This is a genomic window from Pseudomonas asiatica, assembly GCF_009932335.1.
GTDB lineage: Bacteria > Pseudomonadota > Gammaproteobacteria > Pseudomonadales > Pseudomonadaceae > Aquipseudomonas > Aquipseudomonas asiatica.
Map to the genome: position 1 here is coordinate 2,025,091 of NZ_BLJF01000001.1, position 18,979 is coordinate 2,044,069.

General features: G+C 65.1%; 13 protein-coding genes and 1 riboswitch. Of the genes, 7 read left to right on the top strand and 6 right to left on the bottom strand.

The features are described 5' to 3' along the window. Window positions 1-164 precede the first annotated feature (164 nt). Window positions 165-827, bottom strand: coding sequence for a thiaminase II (gene tenA, locus GYA95_RS09595; protein ID WP_043935631.1), 663 nt, complete (start codon window positions 825-827; stop codon window positions 165-167). Beyond that, window positions 824-1,471, bottom strand: a complete 648-nt coding sequence (locus GYA95_RS09600; protein ID WP_015270363.1) for a TenA family protein — start codon at window positions 1,469-1,471, stop codon at window positions 824-826. The genes tenA and GYA95_RS09600 overlap by 4 nt, the downstream gene beginning before the upstream one ends. A 79-nt stretch (window positions 1,472-1,550) precedes the next feature. Further along, window positions 1,551-1,665, bottom strand: a riboswitch (TPP riboswitch). A gap of 224 nt (window positions 1,666-1,889) precedes the next feature. On the opposite strand from GYA95_RS09600, the gene GYA95_RS09605 reads away from it, so the two are divergent. From GYA95_RS09605 to GYA95_RS09620, 4 genes are all read left to right on the top strand, one after another. Next, the gene (locus tag GYA95_RS09605; RefSeq protein ID WP_015270364.1) at window positions 1,890-5,282 is read left to right on the top strand and encodes an Ig-like domain-containing protein; all 3,393 of its coding nucleotides are present in this window, start codon (window positions 1,890-1,892) and stop codon (window positions 5,280-5,282) included. 156 nt (window positions 5,283-5,438) lie between these two features. Next, a complete protein-coding gene (locus GYA95_RS09610) occupies window positions 5,439-6,422 on the top strand; it encodes an SCO family protein (RefSeq protein WP_043936156.1) in 984 nt (327 codons plus the stop codon). Between the two features lie 81 nt (window positions 6,423-6,503). Then, the gene (locus tag GYA95_RS09615; RefSeq protein WP_015270366.1) at window positions 6,504-8,825 is read left to right on the top strand and encodes a putative bifunctional diguanylate cyclase/phosphodiesterase; all 2,322 of its coding nucleotides are present in this window, start codon (window positions 6,504-6,506) and stop codon (window positions 8,823-8,825) included. 241 nt (window positions 8,826-9,066) lie between these two features. Next, window positions 9,067-10,017, top strand: coding sequence for a site-specific integrase (locus GYA95_RS09620; protein ID WP_015270367.1), 951 nt, complete (start codon window positions 9,067-9,069; stop codon window positions 10,015-10,017). Here the strand turns inward: GYA95_RS09620 and GYA95_RS09625 are convergent. The 3 genes from GYA95_RS09625 to GYA95_RS09635 all read right to left on the bottom strand — a co-directional run bounded on the left by GYA95_RS09625 (window position 10,007) and on the right by GYA95_RS09635 (window position 13,549). Next, on the bottom strand, window positions 10,007-10,924 hold the full coding sequence (locus tag GYA95_RS09625) for an SMP-30/gluconolactonase/LRE family protein (RefSeq protein ID WP_224765931.1): 918 nt from the start codon (window positions 10,922-10,924) through the stop codon (window positions 10,007-10,009). The two genes, GYA95_RS09620 and GYA95_RS09625, sit on opposite strands and share 11 nt — an antisense overlap. Window positions 10,925-11,089: 165 nt before the next feature. After that, window positions 11,090-12,229, bottom strand: coding sequence for a glycerate kinase (locus GYA95_RS09630; protein ID WP_015270369.1), 1,140 nt, complete (start codon window positions 12,227-12,229; stop codon window positions 11,090-11,092). A 222-nt stretch (window positions 12,230-12,451) separates the two neighbouring features. Beyond that, the gene (locus tag GYA95_RS09635) at window positions 12,452-13,549 is read right to left on the bottom strand and encodes a sugar diacid recognition domain-containing protein (protein WP_015270370.1); all 1,098 of its coding nucleotides are present in this window, start codon (window positions 13,547-13,549) and stop codon (window positions 12,452-12,454) included. A gap of 163 nt (window positions 13,550-13,712) precedes the next feature. Here GYA95_RS09635 and GYA95_RS09640 point away from each other — a divergent pair, with 163 nt between their 5' ends. From GYA95_RS09640 to GYA95_RS09650, 3 genes are all read left to right on the top strand, one after another. Next, window positions 13,713-15,041 carry an MFS transporter gene (locus GYA95_RS09640; protein ID WP_015270371.1) on the top strand — a complete coding sequence of 443 codons (1,329 nt, stop codon included), beginning with the start codon at window positions 13,713-13,715 and terminating at the stop codon, window positions 15,039-15,041. 198 nt (window positions 15,042-15,239) lie between these two features. Next, window positions 15,240-16,760 carry an FAD-dependent oxidoreductase gene (locus tag GYA95_RS09645; protein ID WP_161551382.1) on the top strand — a complete coding sequence of 507 codons (1,521 nt, stop codon included), beginning with the start codon at window positions 15,240-15,242 and terminating at the stop codon, window positions 16,758-16,760. 71 nt (window positions 16,761-16,831) lie between these two features. Beyond that, a complete protein-coding gene (locus tag GYA95_RS09650; protein WP_015270373.1) occupies window positions 16,832-17,842 on the top strand; it encodes an aldo/keto reductase in 1,011 nt (336 codons plus the stop codon). A 116-nt stretch (window positions 17,843-17,958) separates the two neighbouring features. On the opposite strand, the gene GYA95_RS09655 is transcribed toward GYA95_RS09650, so the two are convergent. Then, window positions 17,959-18,939, bottom strand: coding sequence for an LLM class flavin-dependent oxidoreductase (locus GYA95_RS09655; protein ID WP_015270374.1), 981 nt, complete (start codon window positions 18,937-18,939; stop codon window positions 17,959-17,961). Window positions 18,940-18,979: the final 40 nt, after the last annotated feature.

The following is an 18,979-nucleotide window of genomic DNA, read 5'->3' on the forward strand; positions in this document are numbered from 1 at the left end:
GGCTTTGCGGGTGGCCCTACCAGCATAGTGGCCCAAGCCTTGTGGTATTTGCTACTGGCCCAATCGCCGGCAAGCCAGCTCCCACAGGTAAACCACAGCCCTGAAGTCTGTGCAGTACCTGTGGGAGCTGGCTTGCCGGCGATAGGGCCGGCGCAGGCAGCAAATCAGGCTCCGTCCAACCCCATCTGCCAGAAGTCCGCCTCCAGGCTGGACGCCTGGCCGAAAATTCCCGCCAGCTCGGCAAACCGTTGCTCGGTCATGCTCCGCGCTGCCAGCTCGTCCAGATGCTTGCGCGCCGCTGTGGCGACACCCTGGTAGCCCTCGCCGGCATACTCGGCGATCCACTCGCGGTACGGGTGATTGCTCAGATCGCCAATCCGCTCGGACAACGCCCGGCCAATCTCGGCATAACCGATCACGCAAGGCGCCAGCGCCACATGCAACTCCAGCAGGTCACCCGCGGCACCGCAGTCCAGCACATAGCGGGTATAGGCAACCGTGGCCTGGTGTTCGGGCGCGGCCTCGATATCAGCCTGGGTCAGGCCCCAGCGCGCGCACAGGCGCAAGTGCAGCTCGGTTTCATCCAGAATCGCCGCCAGCCCGGCCTGCGCGGCGCGGATGTCGGCCGGTCGACGGCTCTTGTAGGCAGCCAGTGCCCAGGCGCGGGCGAACTGGATGAGGAACAGGTAATCCTGTACCAGGTAGGTGCGGAAGGCGGCTTCGCTCAACGTACCCTCGCCCATCTGGCGCACGAATTCGTGGTCGACGTAGCTGTTCCACTGCGGCGTGGCGGCAGCCTTGAGGCGGTCGAAGATATCCATGCTCATTTATCCTCCGGGTAGACAGCATCGAAGAAGGCCAGCTCCAGCGCCACGGTGCGCTGGTAGAAGTCACCCGCCAGCACGGCGTCCTGCGGGCCGACGCGGTCGAGTTCGGCTTGCAGGAAGGCAACGAAGTCCTGGAATGCCGGGTTGTCGTGCAGGGTGATCCATTCAGCGTGGACGAAGTTGTCCGGCATCGGCTTTGGCGCCTTCAACGCCCAGTCCAGGTACAGGCCTTCGGCGACGTTGAGCACCGCCAGCGCGGCCGCATAGGACCGGGTGGCCGCCGCTTCGCGCATGATCGCCTTGAAGCCTGCGGTCGGGACGGTGTCGGCTGGTTCGCTGCGTTGTGCGGCGCTTACCCCCAAGGCCTCGAAGGCGCGCAGGAAGTAAGTGTTCTCGTCACTGGAGATCATCCCGGCAAAGCGCCCGAAGCGCAGGCGCGCCTCGAAGGTGTCGGCGGTGGCGATGGCCGCGCCCAGCAGGGTCAGGAAGCTGTCAAGGAAGCGGTGGTCCTGCACCAGGTAGTCGACCATGATCGGGTCCGGCAGGCTGCCGTCGCACAATTGGGTGACGAAGCGGTGGCCAACGGCCGCCGACCAGGTCGGCTCGCTGCGGCGGCGCAGGGACTGGCTGAAGCGTTCGGTCATGTTGCTGTCCTTGATGGGGGTGACAGCGAGACCGCGGTGATTGGCATGGACGGGCCTCGCAGTGAGGCCGGCAAAAAGGCAGGTTTCAAAGTCCCATCCCTTCGCCGGCATGATCCGGATCAGGTTCGAAGGGTCACCGCGCTACAGCATCCAGCGGTTTCTCAGCCCGTTGCCGGGCTCCCCTTGGTGGCGCTCAGGTATACCCCAGGGCGCCGCGGCTGTCACCACCCAATCTGTGGGCAATGGGTGACCCACTAATGGGGCTCTCACCCATTTTTGACGCCGTGGCATTTAGCGCGCATCAGGCGCCACAAGGATTTGTTTAGAAACATATTCCTCGTATTTGGGTTGGCACACCCATTGCTCCAGCCCCAGAAACGGGCAAAAAGCCATGACGGCGCAAACGAGGCGCAAGGCTATGAAAACACCTGCCGTTATCCACCCTGCAAGGCATGCATTCCAGCTGTCCACCGTCGCTACGCTGATGCTCGGCTTTGGGCTGGTCACGGCGACAGCGGCGCCCATGGACGACAACAGCATGCCCCCGCCGACCGACCCGTCGGCCTACACTGACCAGCCGACTGACCCGACCCAGCCCTTGCTGGACCTCTATAGCATGCCAGAGGCGAATCAAGGCTCACTCGAACTGACCGATGGCGTTTACGGTGACCGCAACACGGTAAGCGCAAACAACGTGTTGCCACCGGCCCTGCAAACCGGGGAAAAATACCCCACCAATGGCAAGCCAAGCCCGCTGTTCGGCGCGTTGCCGTTTACCCAGCAGTTACTGCTGTTCGAGGAATTCGGCACGGAAAGGCTCGACCCCACGCTGCCGCCGCCCACTCTGACCTTCCCGGTGCCGACCCTGGGCGCGGCACCAGCGCAGGACCCCAACGTGGTGGCCCGCAGCGGCCCCAGCGGTACAGCCCTGGAAGCCTTCCTCAAACAGCCGGGCCTGTACCCCTTCCCGACCCAGTATTCCAACGTGCTCGACCGCAACCCATGGAAGGCGCAGATCGAGATGTTCCTCAACCGCCAACCGGTCGGTTCGCCTGCGGAAGGCCGGCCACCAGGAAAAGGCTGGTCGCACCAGCGCTGGAACGAGTTCTACCCGCAGGCGGGGTTCAAGACCGCCCAGGCCGGTGCGCGCATCAACCTCGGCCTGCGTGACCGCAAGCAGCTGCACAACTATGCAGTTGGCGAGTTCGCCCCGGGCGGCCTGTACTACCAGACTTCCGATATCCCGAACACACTGGGCACCACCAAGGGCATCGACACCCGCTTCCACCCGAAGATGCCGCTGCAAAACCACAAGTCGCTATGGACCTTCGACGGCACCTTTCCGCCCAAGCTGCTGATGGTGCGCTATGGCCAACCGATCCTGATGCGCCATTACAACGCGTTGCCGATCGACCCCTCGGCCAACGCCGGGTTTGGCCTGCACACCCTTTCGACCCATGAGCACAACGGCCACTCCCCGGCCGAGAGCGATGGCTATGCAAACGCCTACTTCTTCCCGGGGCAGTACTACGATTACCGCTGGCCGCTGCAACTGGCTGGGTATGACACCATCAACACCCGTGCCGAAGACCCACGCGCTGCGTTCCCTTGCTCGGCGGGCGAAACCTTGTTCGTCAACGATGCCAACCCCGGCCTGAAAACCTGCCAGAACGGCAGCATCAAGATTCGTGGTGACTGGCGCGAAACCATGAGCACCCACTGGTTCCACGACCACATGATGGATTTCACGGCGCAGAACGTCTACAAGGGCAACGCCGTGATGATGAACTACTACAGCGCCCTGGACCGCGGCAACGAGGCCCTGCAGGATGGCGTCAACCTGCGTTTCCCCAGTGGCTCGGGCATGCCGTGGGGTAACCGCGACTACGACGTCAACCTGGTGATCGCCGACAAGGCCTGGGATGCCAACGGCCAGCTGTGGTTCAACCCGTTCAACACCGATGGCTTCCTCGGCGACCAGATCCTGGTCAACTGGCAGTACCGGCCAACGCTCAAGGTACGCGCGCGCAGCTACCGCTTCCGTATCCTCAATGGCTCGGTGTCGCGCTACCTGAAGCTTGCCGTCGTGCGGGAGATCGCCGGCAACAGCGGCGAGTTCAAAGGCCCTACCGGCTCCAACCTTTCATACGCGCGGGTACCGTTCCACATGATCGCCAACGACGGCAACATCATGGAACACACCGTGCCGTTCGACGGCACCATGGACCTCAACGGTGACGGCAACCTGCAGGACAACAACGGCGTCCTGCCGCTGCAGGGTATCGCCGAACGCTACGACATCATCATCAACTTCGCCAAACACGGCATCAAGGTCGGCGACAAGCTGTACCTGGTCAACCTGGAGGAACATCAGAGCGGCAAGGGCCCGGAGGGTACCATTGCCCTGGCCGATGTGCTGTCGGAAAAATACAAGGCGGTAATCAAGCAGACCAGCAATGGGCCTGAGTGGGACAACGGCGACCCGGCGATCGGCAAGTTCATGCAGTTCGTGGTTCAGCCCTACAGCGGCCAGGACCTGAGCATGGACCCGGTTGCCTATGAGCCGGCCAAACCGGGCAAGGCCGAAGGCCTGAAAATGCTGCCGCTGCCGATAGACCGTAATTCGGCCACCGACCAGGCCAAGCTCAAGGATGCCCGCCATCGCGAGTTTATCTTCGGCCGCTCGGACGGTACCGACACCCAGCCCTGGACCATCAAGACAGATGGCAGCTTTGGCTACTCCATGGACCCACGTCGCATCAACGCGGCGCCACAGTTGGCCCAGCAGTCTACCGACGGCGGTTTCAGCGGCGACGGCACATTGGAAGTGTGGAAGATCATCAATGGCGGCAATGGCTGGAGCCACCCGGTGCATGTGCACTTCGAGGAAGGCGTGATCCTCAGTCGCGACGGCAAGGCCCCGCCAGAATGGGAAAAATGGGCGCGCAAGGACGTGTATCGCATAGGGCCGGATACCGACTCGTCCAAAGAGGTGGAAATGGCCATCCGCTTCCGCGAATTCGCCGGTACCTACATGGAACATTGCCACAACACCCAGCATGAAGACTCGTCGATGCTGCTGCGCTGGGACCTGGAACACCCAGGCCAGTTCCAGGTGATGCCGACCCCACTACCGGGTTGGGATGGCGTGGAGTACGTGGCTTCGGTTGGGCTGCCGACCTTCCGCACCGAAGACCATGATAACGACGACCCGACCAACAAACCGCCGGTTGCGGCCAACGACAGCGCGGCTACCACGGCCGGCAAGCAGATCACCTTGAACGTGCTGGCCAACGACACCGACCCGGAAAACAACCTGCCGTTGACCGTAGTCGGCCTCAGCCAGCCGGACTCCGGCCAGGGCACTACCAGTACCGACGGCAGCACGGTCACCTACGTCCCACCGGCCACGGTAACCACAGCGTTCACCGCCAGCTTCAACTACACGGCTCGTGACGCCAAGGGCGCCGAATCGGTGGCCCCGGCCACGGTCAGCATTGCGGTGAGCCCGGCAGCGGCGGTCGACCAGATCCAGGTCACCAGTGCCACGGTGCAGGTGCGCAGCGGCAACCGCTTTACCTGGGATATTTCGGGCACCACCACGGTGGCCACCGGCAACAGCATCACCGTGACTGCGGCAACCACCAGTGGCCCGCTGCTGCTGGGTACGGCCACGCTGAGTACCACTACCAGCGGCGCCCGTTGGCGCTTGTCAACCACAACCACCGGCAGCGGCCCGGCCACACCGGCGACCGTGACCGTGAAATCGGCGCTGGGGCAGAGCGTGACGGCGCCAGTCAGCATCAGGTAATCGAAAAGCGGGGGCCGCTGTGCGGCCCATCGCTGGCAAGCCAGCTCCCACCTCGACCGCGTCGGCTCCAAGCCTTGTGCAGTACCTGTGGGAGCTGGCTTGCCGGCGATAGGGCTGCAGGGCAGCCCCAATACCGTTATCGACGAGGACCGCATCATGTCCGGTTCATGGCGTTTCCTGCTGGTGCTCTCGCTGTTCGCCGCCAGTATCCCGTTCTGGCCGTTGCAACCACAGCAACCCGTGGCCGAGGAAGCTGAAACTCCCTGGGGCGCCGATTACTTCCCCAACATCCCGCTGCTCACCCAGGACGGTGAGAAAGTGCATTTCTTCGACGACCTGATCAAGGACAAGGTGGTCGCCATCAACTTCATCTTCACCGGCTGCTCCGACTCCTGTCCGGTGGAAACCGCGCGCCTGCGCCAGGTGCAGAAAATCCTCAGTGACCGGGTCGGCAAGGACATCTTCCTCTACTCCATCAGCATCGACCCCTACAACGACACCCCCGCCACACTCAAGCGCTACGCCGAAAAGTTTGGTATCGGCCCCGGCTGGACGCTGCTCACCGGCGAGCCGGCCGATATCGAACAATTGCGCCGCAGCCTGGGTCTGTACATCGATGGCCTGGAAAACGGCCGCTCCAAGGACCACAACCTGAGCCTGATCATCGGCAACCAGGCCACCGGCCGCTGGATGAAGGCCTCGCCCTTCGAAAACCCGTACATTCTCGCCGACCGCCTGGGCAACAGCCTGCACAACTGGAAACAGGCCAGTGCCATGGCCAATGACTACGCCCAGGCTCCCGAGGTGCGCGCACCCAGCAGTGGCGAGCAACTCTTCCGTACCCGCTGCTCGTCCTGCCACACCCTGGGCAATGCCGAGCCAGGACAACCCGGCATCGGCCCCGACCTGCTCGGCGTGACCCGCCAGCGTGATGCCAACTGGCTGACCCGCTGGCTGAAGGAGCCCGACCAGATGCTGGCCCAGAAAGACCCCCTGGCCATGCTGCTGTACGAACAATACAACCGCGTGGCCATGCCCAACATGCGCCTGGGCGATACCGAAGTCAGCGCGCTGATGAGTTACATGGAGGAAGAAACTGCGCGCCTGCAGACGCCGCTGGCCGATAAGGGAAATCCTTAAAGGCAATTGGCCACCAGTCATTAGGCTGTCATCTTACTGTCGTATTTTTCGACCATCACCCAGGGTCGGGAACTATCAGCAGTGATTCGCCGTTCGCTTTCATCCGCCAGCCTTCTGCGGCTGCTGATCCTGATGCTCTGTGCAGCCACCCTGGCCTTTGTCTGGGGACTGCATGTTTCGCAGAAGGTTGCCGCCCGCCAGGACGCGCTGTCGGCCAAGGCCGCCGAGCACCTGAACCTGGCCAGTATCGTTGGCGAAAGCCTGCGCCAGTTGGTGGATCGCGCCCAGGCCGTGGGCCGGGTCGCCCAGGACGACATGAAGATGCTGAGCCAGGGCAGCGTCAGCCTGGCGCGCATGCTTGCCGAAGACCCGGTATTCAAGCGCATGAGCCTGTACGACCGGCAAGGCCGGCTGTTGTCGGCCAGCCATGCCGACGAGGCCGCCGAGCTACCCGAAGACTGGCTGCGCCAGCTGCAGCGGCACGTTGCCCGCTACGGTTTCAAACCGTTCCTGCCCAGCGTGCAGCCCCCCGGGCAAGCGACCACCGTGCCCAACCGGCACCTGCCCTTCCTGCTACCGCTGACCAACCTGCCGGGTCGCGAAATCGACAATATCCTGGTGGTGCAGCTGGACATCGGCTACCTGGCGGTGCTGCTGCAGCACATCGACCTGGGCGGCAGCGGGCTGGTGCGCCTGCTGCAGGATGACGGCCTGGAGCGGGTGCGCATCGATAGCAGCGGCGTGGTGGCCGGTGACGCACTGCTGCCCGGGCTGCCGGACAGCGGCAGTGAAGCAGGCATGCTGACCCAGTACGCGGCCGGCGCCCCCTACCAGAGCCTGTACCGGCGCCTGCCCGAGCGGGGTTTCAGCGTGGTGGTCAGCCAGCGCCAGGACGAAATCCTCGCGCCCTCGACGCTTGCCTATTCCCGGCAGTTCTGGTTGAACCTGAGCATGACCCTGATGATCCTCGCCAGCCTGCTGTGGACCTTGCGCCTGTTGCGCAAGCGCCAGGAGGCCTTCAGCGCGCTGGAACAGGCACAGCAGGTCAACCAGCAGTTGATCGACCGCCTCGAGGACGAACACCGGCGCAGCAGCCATGCCGCGGCCACCGACCACCTCAGCGGCCTGCACAACCGCCGCCAGTTCGTCGAGGTGGCTGGCCAGGTGCTGACCCGGCAACGCGGCAAGCGCCGGCTGATGGCGATCCTGTTCATCGACATGGACCGCTTCAAGTCGATCAACGACTCGCTCGGGCACAAGATCGGCGACCTGCTGCTGCAGGCCGTTGCCGGGCGTATCCAGCGCCTGCTGGAGCCCGGCGACGAGGCTTCGCGCTTTGGTGGCGACGAGTTCGTGGTGCTGCTGGCCGGCGAGCGCAGCGAGGAGCAGATCAATGCCTGGGTCCGCGTACTGGTGCAGAAGCTGTCGGCCACCTATGCGCTGGACGGCCAGGAGGTCAACACCAGCCCCAGCGTGGGCGTGAGTATCTGCCCGCGCGACGGCCAGGACATCGACAGCCTGATCCGCAGTGCCGATGCCGCAATGTACTCGGCCAAGCAGGCCGGGCGCGCGCAGTACCGTTTCTTCGACCCGTCGCTGAACCTGGCCGACATCCACGCCTTCACCCTCGAACAGGCCTTCGGCAGCGCCCTGGCCGAGCGCCAGTTCGTGCTGCACTACCAGCCACAGATCCGCCTCGACACCCAGCAGGTGCTGGGCTACGAAGCGCTGGTGCGTTGGGACCACCCCGAGTTCGGCCTGCTGTACCCTGACCGGTTCATTGACCTGGCCGAACGCAGCGGCTTCATTGTCGAGCTGGGCTGGGAGGTGTTGCGCCTGGCCTGCGAGGCCCTGTCGGGTTGGGACGCCCAAGGCCGGAAGACGCGGCTGGCGGTCAATGTATCTGCGCTGCAGCTACGCCAGGCAGACTTCGCTGCACGGCTACTGAGCGAACTGCAGCAGTACGCCATCGCCCCGCAGCGGCTGGAGCTGGAAATCACCGAAACCACCATCCTCGACCCCGAAGGCACGGCGGTGGCGCACCTGCACACCCTGCGCGACGCCGGGCTGGGCATCAGCCTGGACGATTTCGGCCGCGGCTACGCCGGTTTTGCCCACCTGCATTCGCTGCCACTGAGCAAGCTGAAGATCGACCGCTCGCTGATTGCGCCTCTGTCCAACAGCCACGACGACAGCCCGATCGTATCGTCCACCATCATCCTTGCCAAACGCCTGGGCCTGGAAGTGGTGGCCGAAGGCGTGGAAACCCGCGAACAAGTGGTGTGCCTGAAGCTTGCCGGCTGCGATATCGCCCAGGGCTACCACTTCAGCCGGCCGCTGTCACCGGCGCAGCTGCGTGACTACCCGCTCTTCAACGGTGTCGAGGACAAGGCCTGCGTGTAATGGAGGCCCTGGCGAATCCGCCAGGATGAATCGATCATACCTGACGCGCCACGTCTGTAGGAGCGGCCTTGTGTCGCGATCGGGCCGCAAAGCGGCCCCAGCAGTATTCGCGTAAACACTAAAATCAGAGGGGCCGCTTCACGGCCCGATCGCGACACAAGGCCGCTCCTACAGGGACCGAGCATGTATTAGGAACCCATTTCGGTTTATCGTGTGCCCATCATCCACTTGCACCCGCACCATGACCGACATCGAGCGCTACCTCCGCGCCGCCACCCGTGACAACACCCGGCGCAGCTACCAGGCCGCCATCGAGCATTTCGAAACCCACTGGGGCGGTTTTCTCCCGGCCACGGCCGAGAGCATCGCCCGCTACCTGGCCGACCACGCCGACCAACATGCCGTCAGCACCCTGCGCCAGCGCCTGGCGGCGCTCAGCCAATGGCACGTCGCCCAAGGTTTCCCCGACCCGACCAAGGCGCCGCTGGTGCGCCAGGTGCTGCGCGGCATCCGCACCTTGCACCCGACACCGCCCAGGCAGGCGGCGCCGCTGTTGCTGCAGCACCTGCAAAGCGCAGTGCAATGCTTCGAAGAAGAAGCCCGTCAGGCCCGCGAACAGCATGACCTGGCCTCCCTGCGCCGGGCGCGTCGCGACGCTGCGCTGCTATTGCTGGGCTTCTGGCGCGGTTTTCGGGGTGATGAACTGGCTCGCCTGCGCGTGGAGCACATCCAGGCCGAGGCCGGCGTCGGTATCACCCTGTTCCTGCCACGCAGCAAGGGCGACCGCGAAGCCCTGGGCGTACAGCATCGCACCCCGGCCCTCAAGGCCTTGTGCCCGGTCACGGCCTACCTGCAATGGCTGGAAGTCGCCGGCATCGCCCATGGGCCGGTGTTCCGCAAGCTCGACCGCTGGGGCAACCTCGGCGACACCGCGCTCAACAGCAACAGCCTGGTCGGCCTGCTGCGGCGCATGCTGGAGCGCGCCGGGGTACCGGCGGCGCTGTATACCGGGCACTCGCTGCGCCGAGGTTTTGCCACCTGGGCCACGGCCAACGGTTGGGAGCTGAAGGCGCTGATGAGCTATGTGGGCTGGAAAGACGCGAAGTCGGCGTTGCGCTACATCGACGCGGCGCAGCGCTTTGGCGAACTGGCCGTGCTACCGGCCAGCCAGGCGCAAAAGCTTATTCCTTGAAGGTGTGACGGGCGATGCCGCCAATTTCCGGGTTGATGGCATACAGGTCACCAGCGTCGGGGTAATGGTGCAAGTCTTCAGCACTCATGCCCAAGCGCGCGGTGCTGATGAACAAGGTATTCATCCCCTCCCCACCGAAGCAGCAACTGGTGGGGCACGGCACTGGCATCAGCACCTGGTCGGTGAGGTGGCCATGGCGGTCATAGCGTAACAGGCAACTGCCATGGTACTGGCACACCCACAGGCCGCCGTCACGGTCCAGCGCAAGGCCGTCCGGCCGCCCCAGTTCGGCAGGGGTTTCGGCAAACAGAGTGACCGCGCCAAGCCGGCCTTCGGCCAGGTAACTGGCGCGGTAGATCGAGCGCGCCGCCGAGTCCACGAAGTACACCGTATGGCCGTCCCGCGACCAGGCCAGGCCGGTGGGCAACGCCATGTCGTCGTGGATCACCTGATCATTCAACTGCCCGTCAAAGCGGAACAGTGCCCCGGTGTTGCCGCTCAGGGCATCGTCCATCAGCCCGGTCACGAATCGGCCCTGCGGGTCGCAGGCGCCGTCGTTGAAACGGTAGGTCGACCGCGGGTGAACCGACACCGAATGCCGGCGCACCTTGCGCAGCGACACGTCGAAGATGGCCACGCTGGCGTCTTCGGTGAAAATCAGGTTGCCCTGGTCGGTCAGCGCCAGCGCACCAATGCGTGCCGCGGATTCGTACAGGCACTCGGCCTGGCCATCAGGCGTCAGGCGGTTGATTCGCCCGCCGGAGATATCGACAAAGTACAACGCGCCGCTGCCTTCATCCCAGACCAGGCTTTCGCCCAGGTCGGCGCGGGTGCTGGCGACGTTGACTGGCACGTAGCGGCATGCCTTGAGGCGGTTGCGCAACTCGCCCACCTCCGCCAGCGTCATGGAACAGGCCAGTCCCAGGCCCTGTGCGGCATCGGTAAAGACCGCAACGTTATCGTGGAAAGGCTCTGTGACGGGCATTTGCTGGCTACCTTCGATTCTCCTTTCTACGATAACAACAAAAAAATCAATGACCAAGCGCGGGGTTCGGCAGACTGCAGCGGTCGATCAAGTTCGCGTTGCGCAGCGCCACAGCCGCCCGATATCACAAGCCCGCGCCCGCAGCAGCTCAGCAGCATTGGCACAAGCCTGCTCCAGGCTCATCGGCCCGCTGGCCAAGGCAAAGGCAGCGTCGACGCCATGGGCATACAGCTGCTGGTAGCCTTCACCCAAGGTGCCGGCCAGCACCACCACCGGCACCCCATGGCGCTTGGCAACCCGAGCCACCCCCATCGGCGTCTTGCCACGCAAGGTCTGGGCGTCGAAGCGCCCTTCGCCGGTCACTACCAGGTCTGCACCTTGCACCATGGCATCCAGGCCGGCCAGTTCGGCCACCACTTCCACCCCAGGGCGGAACTGCGCGCCCATGAAGGCCCGGGCTGCGAACCCCATGCCACCAGCAGCGCCACAGCCTGGGTAGTCCCGCACATCCTCACCCAGCAGTTGCGCACAATGGTCGGCAAAATGCCCCAGGGCCTGGTCCAGCGCCTGCACCTGCTGTGGGTTGGCGCCCTTCTGCGGGCCGAAGATTGCCGATGCGCCGTTGGCGCCACACAGCGGGTTGTCGACGTCTGCCGCGACTTCGAACTGCACCTCGGCCAGGCGCGGGTCGAGGCCGCTGGCATCGATGCGGGCCAGCTTGGCCAAGGCCAGGCCGCCCTGTTCCAGTGCTTGCCCGTCGGCGTCCAGCAGGCGCAGGCCCAGCGCCCGCAACATGCCGCTACCCGCGTCGTTGGTGGCACTGCCACCGATAGCCAGCACTACCCTTTGCGCGCCCGCGGCCAGGGCGGCGGCAATCAGCTCGCCGGTACCCCAGGTGCTGCTGCGGCAGGCATCGCGGCGGCCAGTGGGCACCAGTTGCAGGCCACTGGCCTGGGCCATTTCGATGATCGCCGTGCGGCTTTGCGGCAGCCAGCCCCAGCCCGCCTCCACGCTTTGCCCCAACGGCCCGCGTACCGTCTGACGACGCAGCTCGCCGTGGCTGGCGGCAAGAATCGCATCCATGGTGCCTTCGCCACCGTCGGCCATCGGGCACTCGACCAGCTCGGCCTCCGGCCAGGCCTCGGCCAGGCCCGCCGCGATGGCGCGAGCGACACCGGCGGCGTCGAGGCTGTCCTTGAACGAGTCGGGGGCAATGACGATCTTCATGGGGTTTCTCCTGTCCTGATGAGCGGCATGCTGACAGGTGGCTGCAAAGGTGGCCTCGGTCAAATGCACAAAATGCCGGGCGGGTTGTTTGGGCAGATGCCTTTCACCTGCCCCGGCCCTATCGCCGGCAAGCCAGCTCCCACAGGTTCAACACAGGCCTGAGAGCAGCATGCATCCAGTGGGAGCTGGCTTGCCGGCGATAGGGCCGGGGCAGGCGGCCCTTCAGTCGGCAGGCAGCAGCTGCAACCCCAGGTACAGGCTAAGCATCCCTTCCATGCGCAGCGGGTCGACCTCGCCCAGCTCGGCAATCCGCTCCAGGCGGTAGCGCAAGCTGTTGCGGTGGATGCCCAGGGCATCGGCACAGGCCTGGCTCTGGCCGTCATGGGCACACCAGGCGCGCAGGGTGGTGAGCAATTGCCCGCTGCTGTCCTTGCTGCGAATACGTTGCAACGGCTCCAGCAATTCATCCAGCGCATCATCGTTGCGATGCCGCCACAACAATGCCGGCAACCGGTAGCGCTGCAGGCTGAGCAAGCGCTCGCCGGGCAGTACCTCGCGCCCATAGGCCAACAGATCGCGCACCCGGCGATAACCCCGGCGCAGTTGCTCCAGGCTTTGCGCGACACTGCCCAGGGCCAGCCGCTCCACGTCCCAGCCATGGCGCTGCAGGCGTTCCAGCAGGCGAGGTTCGTCCAGCGCCACACCTGCCGGGCGACACCACAACAACGACTGGCGGGCCGGGCTTACGCACCAACTGTCCGGGTAGCGGCTCATCAACCATGCCGCCAGGGTTTCGGCGGCTGGCCCCGAGGCCAGCTCGAACAGGCACGGTACCCGCGGCAGCTGGGGCTTGAGGCCCAGTTGCCGGGCCTCGTCGAGCAACCGGGGGGAATCGCCGCTGCCGCCCAGCAGCAGGGCCAGCAAATCGTCACAGCGCTGCCGTCGCCATTGCTGGTCGGCCTGCAAATGGCGCTGGGCCAGCAGCATTTCGGCGGTCATGCGCACCAGCTCGCCATAGGTGCGCACTTGTTGCGGGTCACCGGTCAAGCCGAGTACGCCCATCAATCGGCCATCCAGCATCAGCGGCAGGTTCACCCCAGGCTGCACGCCCTTGAGGCACTTGGCAGCGTCCGTATCCAGTTCGACGATGCGGCCGTTGGCCAGCACCAGTTGCGCACCCTCGTGGCGGGTGTTGATACGCTCAGGTTCGCCACTGCCGAGGATCAACCCCTGGCTGTCCATGACATTGACGTTGCATGGCAGAATGGCCATCGCGCGGTCAACGATATCCTGCGCCAGGTCATGGTCGAGTTCGAACATTGAGCGGTCCTTTGGGTGTCAGGGATTTGGGCTCGGGCACAGCAGCCCGGTGCAAGTGCTGTGCAAAAGCACAAAGACAGGCACGCCGCAGTCCCCGAGACTCGTCAGGGCGAGCGCCGGAACAGGCGACGCGGCGACAACCATAACAACAGAGAACCCGATCATGGCATACAGCCCCGCCCCTGACCAAGGCACGGACACCACCCGCAACGCGCTGTACCGGCGCATCACCCTGCGGCTGATTCCGTTCATTTTCATCTGCTACCTGTTCAACTACCTGGACCGCGTCAACGTCGGCTTTGCCAAGCTGCAGATGCTCGACGCCCTGAAGTTCAGCGAAACGGTGTACGGCCTTGGTGCCGGCATCTTCTTCATCGGCTATGTGCTCTGCGGCCTGCCGAGCAACCTGGCGCTCAACCGCTTCGGCCCGCGGCGCTGGATCGCGCTGATGATGATCGCCTGGGGCAGCCTCTCCACCTGCCTGCTGTTCGTCACCACGCCCACCGAGTTCTATGCCTTGCGCCTGTTGACCGGCGCCGCCGAAGCCGGCTTCTTCCCGGGCGTGGTGCTGTACCTTTCGCGCTGGTTCCCGGCGGCCCGCCGCGGCCGCATCATGGCGCTGTTCATGTCGGCGATCCCGGTATCGGGCCTGCTCGGCGGGCCGTTCTCCGGCTGGATCCTCCAACATTTCGCCGCGGGCCAGCACGGCCTGGCCGGCTGGCAATGGATGTTCCTGATCCAGGGCCTGCCGACCGTTGCCTTGGGTGTACTGGCGGTGTTCCTGCTCAGTGACGGCTACCAGAAAGCCGCCTGGCTGAGCCCGGCCGAACGTCAGCTGATCGCCGCCGACCTGGACGCCGATGCCGCCAGCAAGCCGAGCACCACCGGCGACGGCGTGCTCGCCGTGCTGACCAACCCGCTGATCTGGACCTTCGGCTTTGTCTACTTCTGCATCCAGAGCGGTGTGTATGCGATCAACTTCTGGCTGCCGTCGATCATCAAGAACATGGGCTTCGACAACCCGCTGCTGATCGGCTGGCTCAGCGCCATCCCGTACCTGCTGGCCGGCGTGTTCATGATCCTCTGCGGGCGTTCTGCCGACCTGCGCAATGAGCGCCGCTGGCATCTTGTGGTGCCGATGCTGATGGGCGCCATCGGCCTGCTGATCGCGGTGAACTTCGCCGGCAACCCGACCATTGCCATCCTCGGCCTGTCGATCGCCACCATGGGCGCGCTCACCGGCCTGCCGATGTTCTGGCCGATGCCCACCGCGCTGCTCAGCGCCGGCGCGGCTGTCGCGGGCCTTGCGATCATCAACTCGGTGGGCCAGATGGCCGGTTTCCTCAGCCCGTACCTGGTCGGTTTCATCAAGGACCAGACCGGCTCGACCGATGCTGCGCTGTATTCGCTGGCGGCGTTGATCGTGCTGGGTAGCCTGGTGGCCTTGCGGGTTACCCGGGCTGGCGCGCTGAGTACTGCAAGGGCCAGTTGAACCCATTCGCGGGCTCGCCCGCTCCCACAGGATCACCACAAGCTCGAACGCTGTGGTATCCCTGTGGGAGCGGGCAAGCCCGCGAAGAGGCCAGCCCAGGCCACATAAAATCCACACCCTCCACCGATCGTCAGCTCAACGCATCCCCTCCCCAGCCCAGGCGTCAAATGGTTCCAAAGGTCCCTTTGGAGAACCCCCATGACCCAGCACGCCGTAGCTCGCCTGGCCCAACTCGACGAACACCGCCCCCTGCGCGTCCAGGCCGGCAGCGAGGAGATCATCCTCATCCGCCAGGGCGACCAGGTGCACGCCTATCAGGGCAACTGCCCCCACGAAGGCGCGCCACTCAATGAAGGCGTGGTGTGCGGCGGCCTGCTGGTGTGCCCCTGGCACAAGGCCGCGTTCGCCGTGGACGAGGGCGCGGTCTGCGAGCCGCCGGCCCTGGCCGACCTGCGACGCTACAAAACCTGGGTCAAGGGCGACCAGGTCTGGGTCGACGACCAACCCCTGCCCAGAACCGAGCCGCCCCGCCACAGCGACGCCCGCTGTTTCGTGGTGGTCGGCGCCGGTGCCGCGGGCAGCGCCGCAGTCGCCACCCTGCTGGACCATGGCTTTGCCGGCCGCCTGGTCTGGGTCGATCAGGAGCGCCAACCTGCCTACGATCGTACTTCCCTGAGCAAATTCGTGATCGCCGGGCAGATGCCGCCCGATGAAGTGCCGGCCCTGCTCGAGCCCGACGCCCTGCGCAAGGGCCAGCTGGAGCGCAAGCATGGCAAGGTGCGCACACTGAACACCCAGAAACGCCAGGTCATCCTGGCCGACGGCCAGCAGATCGACTATGACGCCTGCCTGCTGGCCACCGGCGGCAAGGCGCTGCGGCCCGATATCCCGGGCGTCGACCTGCCTGGGGTATTTACCCTGCGTTCACGGGAGGATGCCGCGCACCTGCTGGATGCTGCCGAGCCCGGCCAGCCGGCAGTGATCGTCGGCGATGGCTTCATCGGCCTGGAAGCCGCATCGGCCTTGCGCAAGTACGGCGTGCAGGTGCACCTGATCACCCGCCATGAGGTCCCCCTGGCCCGGCAACTGGGCGAGCGCATTGGCCGTAGCATCCGCGAGTTGCACAAACGCAAGGGGGTCACCTTCCACGGCCCTACCGAGGTCGAACGGATCGAGGGCCAGGGCAAGGTCGAGGCCGTGCTGCTGGCCAACGGTGAGCGACTACAGACGCCATTGGTGCTGCTGGGTACCGGGGTAAGACCTGCGACCGCGTTCATTCAGGGCGTGCTGCTGACCGAGGACAAGTCGGTGCAAGTGGACGCTGAAATGCGCGCTGCAGATGGCCTGTGGGCCGCGGGGGATATCGCCACCTTCCCCCTCAGCGGGCGCCCGGTGCGTATCGAACACTGGCGGCTGGCCCAGCAACATGGGGTGATCGCCGCGGCCAACATGCTCGGCGAGCAGCGCCGCTACGCCGACGTACCGTTCTTCTGGACCTACCAGCACGGCCGCACCTACGAAGTACTGGGCCACGCGCGGGACTGGAACCGTATCGAGTTCGTCGGCGAGCCGGAAAAAGGCCACTTCATTGCCTTGCAATGCGTGGATGAGCGGGTCGAGGCAGTTATCGCCAAGGGCTATTCCGATGCCATGGCGACGCTGTCGCAACGCCTGAAGCGCCCGTTGACCTTGCAGGAGGCCTTGGCGCTGATCGGCTGAAGCTGCCTTTCATTGCGCCCCGGTTGTGTGTAAAACGGGTAGATCTGCCGACTGCACAAGGACCCAAGCGCATGATCTACCGCCCCCTCGGCCACAGTGGCCTGCAGGTTTCCGCCCTTACCCTGGGCAGCATGATGTTCGGCGAGCAAACCAGCACCGAAGACGCCCTGCGCATCATCGACAAGGCCTGGGACCAGGGCATCAACTTCATCGACACCGCAGACGTTTACAACGCCGGGCGTGCGGAGGAAATCGTCGGCGAAGCGGTGGCCCGTCATCGCCATGACTGGATCGTGGCCAGCAAGGTCGGCTTTGGCCCGGCCGATGGCCTTCCCAACCGCAGCGGCCTGTCGCGCAAGCACATCTTCAATGCCCTCGATGCCACGCTGACGCGCATGGACATGGACTACCTGGACATCTACTACCTGCACCGCGAAGACCACAAGGTGCCGCTGGAGGAAACCGTGCAGGCCATCGGCGACCTGCTGCGCCAAGGCAAGATCCGCTACTGGGGCGTGTCCAACTTCCGCGGCTGGCGCATCGCCGAGGCCTGCCACATTGCTGAGCGCCTGGGCGTGCCCAGGCCGGTGGTGAGCCAGCCGCTGTACAACATCGTCAATCGCCAGGCCGAACCGGAGCAGCTCACCGCTGCGGCCGCCCATGGTCTGGGCGTGGTGCCATTCAGCCCGCTCGCGCGGGGCGTGCTCAGCGGCAAGTATGCGCCGGGGGCGGTACCGGATGCCGGTAGCCGTGCCGGGCGCCAGGACAAGCGCATCATGGAGGTGGAATGGCGGCAGGAGTCGTTGGCCATTGCCCGGCAGATCCAGGCCTATGTGCAAGCCAAGGGCGTGGGTATCGTCGAATTCGCGATTGCCTGGGTACTGAACAATCGGCTGGTCAGTTCGGCGATTGTCGGGCCGCGGACCGAAGAACAGTGGGATACCTATGGCGGGGCGCTGGCGGTGAAGATTACCGCGGAGGATGAAGCGTTCATTGATTCGCTGGTCACGCCGGGGCATGCCTCGACGCCGGGGTTCAATGATGTGGCGCATTATGTGAGTGGGCGGTTGGCCCGTAGCTGATCGCTCTCCTGTTCTGGCCTCTTCGCGGGTAAACCCGCTCCAACAGGATTGCCCATGACTCCAGGGCCTGTGCAACCGCTGTGGGAGCGGGTTCACCCGCGAAGAGGCCGGTAGCTTTAACCCAGCTGCGCCAGGGCCTGCGCGGCATAGGCATGCGAACGCTGCCGCGCCAGCGGGTCGTGGATGCGGCAGTCGATCATCAGTTCATCCGCACCGGTCTGCTCGATCAGCGTGCGCAACCCTTCCCTTACCCGGTCCGGCCCGCCGGCCACGGTGCAGGCCATCACCTGCTCAAGTACCTCGCGTTCATGGTCCGGCAGGCTCTCGACATAGCCCTCCTGCGGCTTGGGCAACAGGCCGACGCGCCCGACGTGCAAGTCCAGCATCCACTTGCGATGGGAGCTGGCCAGATAATCCGCCTCGGCATCGCTGTCGGCGGCGAACAGGTTCATGCCCACCATCACATACGGCTTGGCCAGTTGTGCCGAAGGCTGGAAGTTGGCCCGGTAATGGGCAATGGCCTGCAGCAGGTAGCGCGGGGCAAAGTGCGAGGCGAAGGCATAGGGCAGGCCCAGTTTCGCTGCCAGGTCGGCGCCGAACAGGCTGGAGCCGAGGATCCACACCGGGATGTCATGCTTGCCCGGCACGCCGCGCACGCGGCGCTGGCCGTTGTCGGCCAGGTAGTCACGCAGCTCGGCGATGTCCTGGCTGAAGTCGCGCTCTGGCGCAGCACCACGCAAGGCGCGCACGGTAGGCCCGGAACTGCCCGGCGCACGGCCGAGGCCCAGATCGATGCGGCCAGGGTGCAGGGTGTCGAGCGTACCGAACTGCTCGGCCACCACCAGCGGCGCGTGGTTGGGCAGCATGATGCCACCGGCGCCGACGCGGATATGCCGGGTGGCGTTGGCGATTTCGTTGATGACCAGTGACGTGGCGGCCGAGCCGATGCCCGGCATGTCGTGGTGCTCGGCGATCCAGTAGCGGCTGTAGTGCTGTTGCTCGACATGGCGCGCCAGTTGGCGGGACTCTTCGATCGCGTCGGCGAAGGTCTTGCCTTCGCCGATCATGACCAGGTCCAGTACGGACAGTGCAGTCATGGGGTCTCCACAGGGATTATCAGTGACTGCCAGTTTCCCT